The organism is Flavobacterium sp. ACAM 123 (assembly GCF_000264055.1).
In the GTDB taxonomy this organism is placed as follows: Bacteria; Bacteroidota; Bacteroidia; order Flavobacteriales; family Flavobacteriaceae; genus Flavobacterium.
The window spans coordinates 1-4,014 of sequence record NZ_AJXL01000180.1 but is presented as its reverse complement, the minus strand read 5'-3'; the positions used below and the strand labels follow the sequence as shown (position 1 = coordinate 4,014).

Sequence of the window (4,014 nt, the reverse complement as noted above, 5' to 3'; positions counted from 1 at the left end):
CGTTGTGAGAAATTTTAAAAAATACGAAAAACCGAAAAAAAACATATGAAATATAAATTCCTAATTATAATTATTGCTTTAATTTCATTGAATGTCAATGCACAAAAGATAAAATTTAAAGATAAAAATTTGAAAAGTGCATTAATTGAACTTGGTTATGATTTCAATAAAAATAACGAAATCGAAATTAGCGAAATTGACACTGTAACTAAAATTAAAGTCAACAAAAAAAATATAAAAATTTTAGATGACTTGAAATTCTTTAAAAGTTTAAAAATCTTAAACGTGATGACTAATGATATATCCGATTTAAAAGTTTTCTATGGAAATACAACAATTGAAGAACTTTATGTTGGAGAAAATAAATTAGGAGAAAAACTAATAATTAAAGAAATGCCAAACTTACAAGGATTATACGCTTTTAGAAATGGATTAAAGGAGCTAGAGTTTATTGGCAAATATGAGAAATTAAAATCCTTGTACATTCAAGAAAATCCAGTTGAGAATCTTAATCTTCAAAATTTGCCGAATTTGGAAAATCTCCAACTTTTTGAATGTGATAATTTGAAAACTATTAATTTTTTCATAGGAACAAAACTCAAGCAGTTTTTTCTACTTGATATGAAAGTTGTAAATGTTTTGAAAAAAGAAAACACCACAACAGTTTATTTAGAAAAAAATTCAGATCCAAAAAACAGTCCGAAAATTGATAGTATTAAAACTGCTCCTGTTATAAAAATCACAAAAGATATGATTATTAAAGCTAATTAAAAACTTCTCACAACAGCCATTTTGAGCTAGCTGGAATTTAGTGGAATTATCGTTTCGCATCAGGTTTTCGTTAAGCCGAAAACTGAGCGGTTACGAATTTCCAGCCATCTCAAAGTGGCATAACGTTGTATGCTATGCGGCCAAAAATACTAAAATGAAAAAATTACTTATTCTTACAATATTTTTAATGATTGTTTCTTGTAATGGACAAGAAAAAGAAGCTAAAGATTTAGTAAAAAAAGCTAACGACTTTTTTATGAAATCTAACCAAGTACAAAATGTAAAAATTGACAGTTGCTTAACTTTAGTTGACAAAGCTATCGAAATTGACGGAAGTTATTTTAATGCTTATTATACTAAAAGTAAATTTTTGACTTGGAAAAAAGACATTAAAGAATCGATTAAGAATAATGCGAAAATGATTGAACTAAGACCACAACAACCTTTATGGAAAATTCAACGTGGACTTTTTTTTGACATCGATGGAAACAAAACTGAAGCTGAAATAAATTATAAAATTGGTTTAAGTGAATATGAAAACTTATTGAAAACCGAACTGAAAAACGATTTTAACTTCAGAATGGAATATTTATCTGCTTTGGAAACAAAAGGAGAACTTAAAAAAGCTGAACTAGAACTCAAAAACATAAGTCGAGATTTTCCAGACAGCGAAATATTAAAAGTGTATAAAACTGAATACAAATTTAAAACTAAATCCGAATTAATTGCTTTGTGGCAAAACGGAACTGATAATTAGCACAGCATACAACAGCTGTTTTGATATGGCTGGAATTTAGTGGAATTATCGTATCGCATCAAGTTTTCGTTAAGCCGAAAAATTAGCGGTTACGAACCTCCAGCCATCTCAAAGCAGCAAAACGTTGCCATTCATTGGCTGAACGCACTCAAAAATGAATAAAATGAATAAAATGAGTTTAAAAATATTAGTCGGAATTATTTCAATCGTGTTTAGTTACGGAATAACATTAATGATTAAACCACATATTGGTGTTTATGTAAAATCTGAAATTATTCTTAATATTCTGCAATTCATATTTACAATTGTTGGATTCGGAGTAATTTATGCAGTAATTGATAAAAATATATTGCAAAAAATAATTAAAAACAGAAATTCTTAACCTCATTAAAATTATTTACGAAATAGAAACCATAAAAGAATTATGTCAAATTTAGCAGGTTACGGAATTACTTACTCAATCTGAATTGAAAAACATTATGAAATCAAAGACAAAAGCAATTATTAGAGGAGGTTTATTTGGTGGAATAGTTTACGCATTAGGAATGGCTGGATTTGATTATATCGATGGCGAAAATTTTAATGTTTGGAAATTTATTTTTAATTCATCCTTTTTTGGGATTTTTATGGCATTGATGACTAGTTACAACTTGAGAAAACAATCAGAAAAACAAAAAACTGAATAAAAACAACGAAATGGCAACACCGTATATAATTTATTGCTAGTTCAAGCCTACTTACGAAAATCCTCTCGGATTTTCTATTCGGTTTTTATTTGCTAACTTTAGTGCTTAAACCACGCAACAAACCATATACAACAACGTTGGCAAAAAATTTAGGACCGACAATACTGCTTAAAGAAGTAAAACAACAGAAAAAAGAACTGTTGCCTAATGTAGAAAAGCAAATTGTTCAAGTTAAAAGGTTTGAAATTATAAAATTTTGTCAGCGGGGCGGTACATAAATCAATCTAAAATAGTACCTAAAGTTATCGTCCTTACGGTAGTCCGTATTAATAGAAATGGGAAGTTTATTTAACTATGAAAAATTTATTTAAATCCAATTATTGTAAGAACGAGAATGATAATTTTAAACTTTTATTTTTTCAAAAGATAAATTTTAAGATTTCTAAATTTCTAATACCAACACTAATTTTGCTTGTAATGTTTATCAGTTGCAATAGTGATTCTGCTTTAGATGACGCCAAATTAACAGCAAGTGTCGTTCAAAAATTAAAACAAGATTTTGTTACTTTTGAACTTAAAAATTCAAAATATTTATCTCAACAAAACAAGTACATAACTGAGATCTATACCAACAATATTTTAAGTGGGTATCTACTACAAGATGGCTCAAAAAACACTATTGGCTTTTCAAATATTACAAATTCTAAAATATTGAAATATCATGACTTTATAATCGCGGAGGATTATAGTTTTGACATCACATATTCGTCTGAATACAATTGTAATATTCCAAATTTTAAAAATAATAATTTGTTATCTGACACAAATTCAACTAGCAAAATTTTAAATCCATGTACGAATGATTGTCAAGGTGCATTGATCACCTGAACAGCAGTTACAGTAATTGCTGCAGTGGCAATTGCTGCAAGTGACGGACCACTGCCCTTCATGGACGTGGCGGCAGCATCGACATACGTAGCTGGAATGGCTAATTGCGGTTACAGTAACAAAAGTTGTTTGCGTGGTTGCTAATGACTAATCCTATTTTAAACAGATGAATTTAACATTTATCTGTTTTTAAATATTTTAGTAGTTTAACTTTTAATTTATACAAATGAAAATTGCAACTTACATTACCAGTCTAATCTATGGCACAAAATGGTCGTACAATAAAATAACAAAAGGACATTTAACCAATTCGCAAAATAATTATCATTCACCAGCAAAATTAATTATAAATAATCTGTCGTACAGCACCTTGAAAAGCGCAAACTGGATTCTTGCGCAACGAACAAATTTCTTCATATTTGATGACCACATTGTAATAAAAAATATTAAGATAGATATTTCAAAATTACATAATGTGGAAATTGTTCTTGTAAAAACTTGGTTTGGCTTGTTAAGATATTCTATTTTGTATTTCAAATATAATTCCGATTTTTACAGCATCGGATTGCAAAAAGTACTTGTCGATGATAAAAAATATTTTCAAAATGTAAAATATTCAGAAGTAAAAAATTTGTCTTACACCCTAATTTTACCTGTTTTAATTATTTTGTACTTCATTTATACTAACATAAATAAAATCTAAAATTACTTTGTGTTTTAAATTAACAAAAAAACAAAAAAAATCTTCTGCCAACCGCCATTTTGATATAGCTGGATTTTAGTGGAATTACTGTTTCGCATTACCTTTTCGTTAAGCCGAAAATTGAGCGTTTACGAATTTCCAGCCATCTCAAAGTGGCGAAACGTTAGCGGTCAGCTTAAAAGACGACACACAGACGACAGTATGACAAA

At 28.6% G+C, this 4,014-nt stretch carries 6 protein-coding genes; all 6 read left to right on the top strand.

Annotated features, from left to right (window positions below):
• The first annotated feature begins 45 nt into the window (after nt 1-45).
• The 6 genes from A3SG_RS0117780 (at nt 46) to A3SG_RS0117750 (ending at nt 3,805) form a co-directional block, all read left to right on the top strand.
• Complete coding sequence (locus A3SG_RS0117780; RefSeq protein ID WP_016991344.1) at nt 46-771, top strand: hypothetical protein; 726 nt, start codon at nt 46-48, stop codon at nt 769-771.
• 154 nt (nt 772-925) lie between these two features.
• A complete protein-coding gene (locus tag A3SG_RS0117775; protein ID WP_016991343.1) occupies nt 926-1,528 on the top strand; it encodes a hypothetical protein in 603 nt (200 codons plus the stop codon).
• Between the two features lie 172 nt (nt 1,529-1,700).
• Complete coding sequence (locus A3SG_RS20370) at nt 1,701-1,910, top strand: hypothetical protein (protein WP_157485551.1); 210 nt, start codon at nt 1,701-1,703, stop codon at nt 1,908-1,910.
• Nucleotides 1,911-2,007: 97 nt separating this feature from the next.
• Complete coding sequence (locus A3SG_RS0117765) at nt 2,008-2,214, top strand: hypothetical protein (protein ID WP_016991341.1); 207 nt, start codon at nt 2,008-2,010, stop codon at nt 2,212-2,214.
• A gap of 477 nt (nt 2,215-2,691) precedes the next feature.
• Nucleotides 2,692-3,102, top strand: a complete 411-nt coding sequence (locus tag A3SG_RS0117755; protein WP_157485549.1) for a hypothetical protein — start codon at nt 2,692-2,694, stop codon at nt 3,100-3,102.
• A gap of 226 nt (nt 3,103-3,328) precedes the next feature.
• Entirely contained in the window at nt 3,329-3,805 is a 477-nt protein-coding gene (locus A3SG_RS0117750; RefSeq protein ID WP_016991338.1) for a hypothetical protein, read from the top strand.
• Nucleotides 3,806-4,014 lie beyond the last annotated feature (209 nt).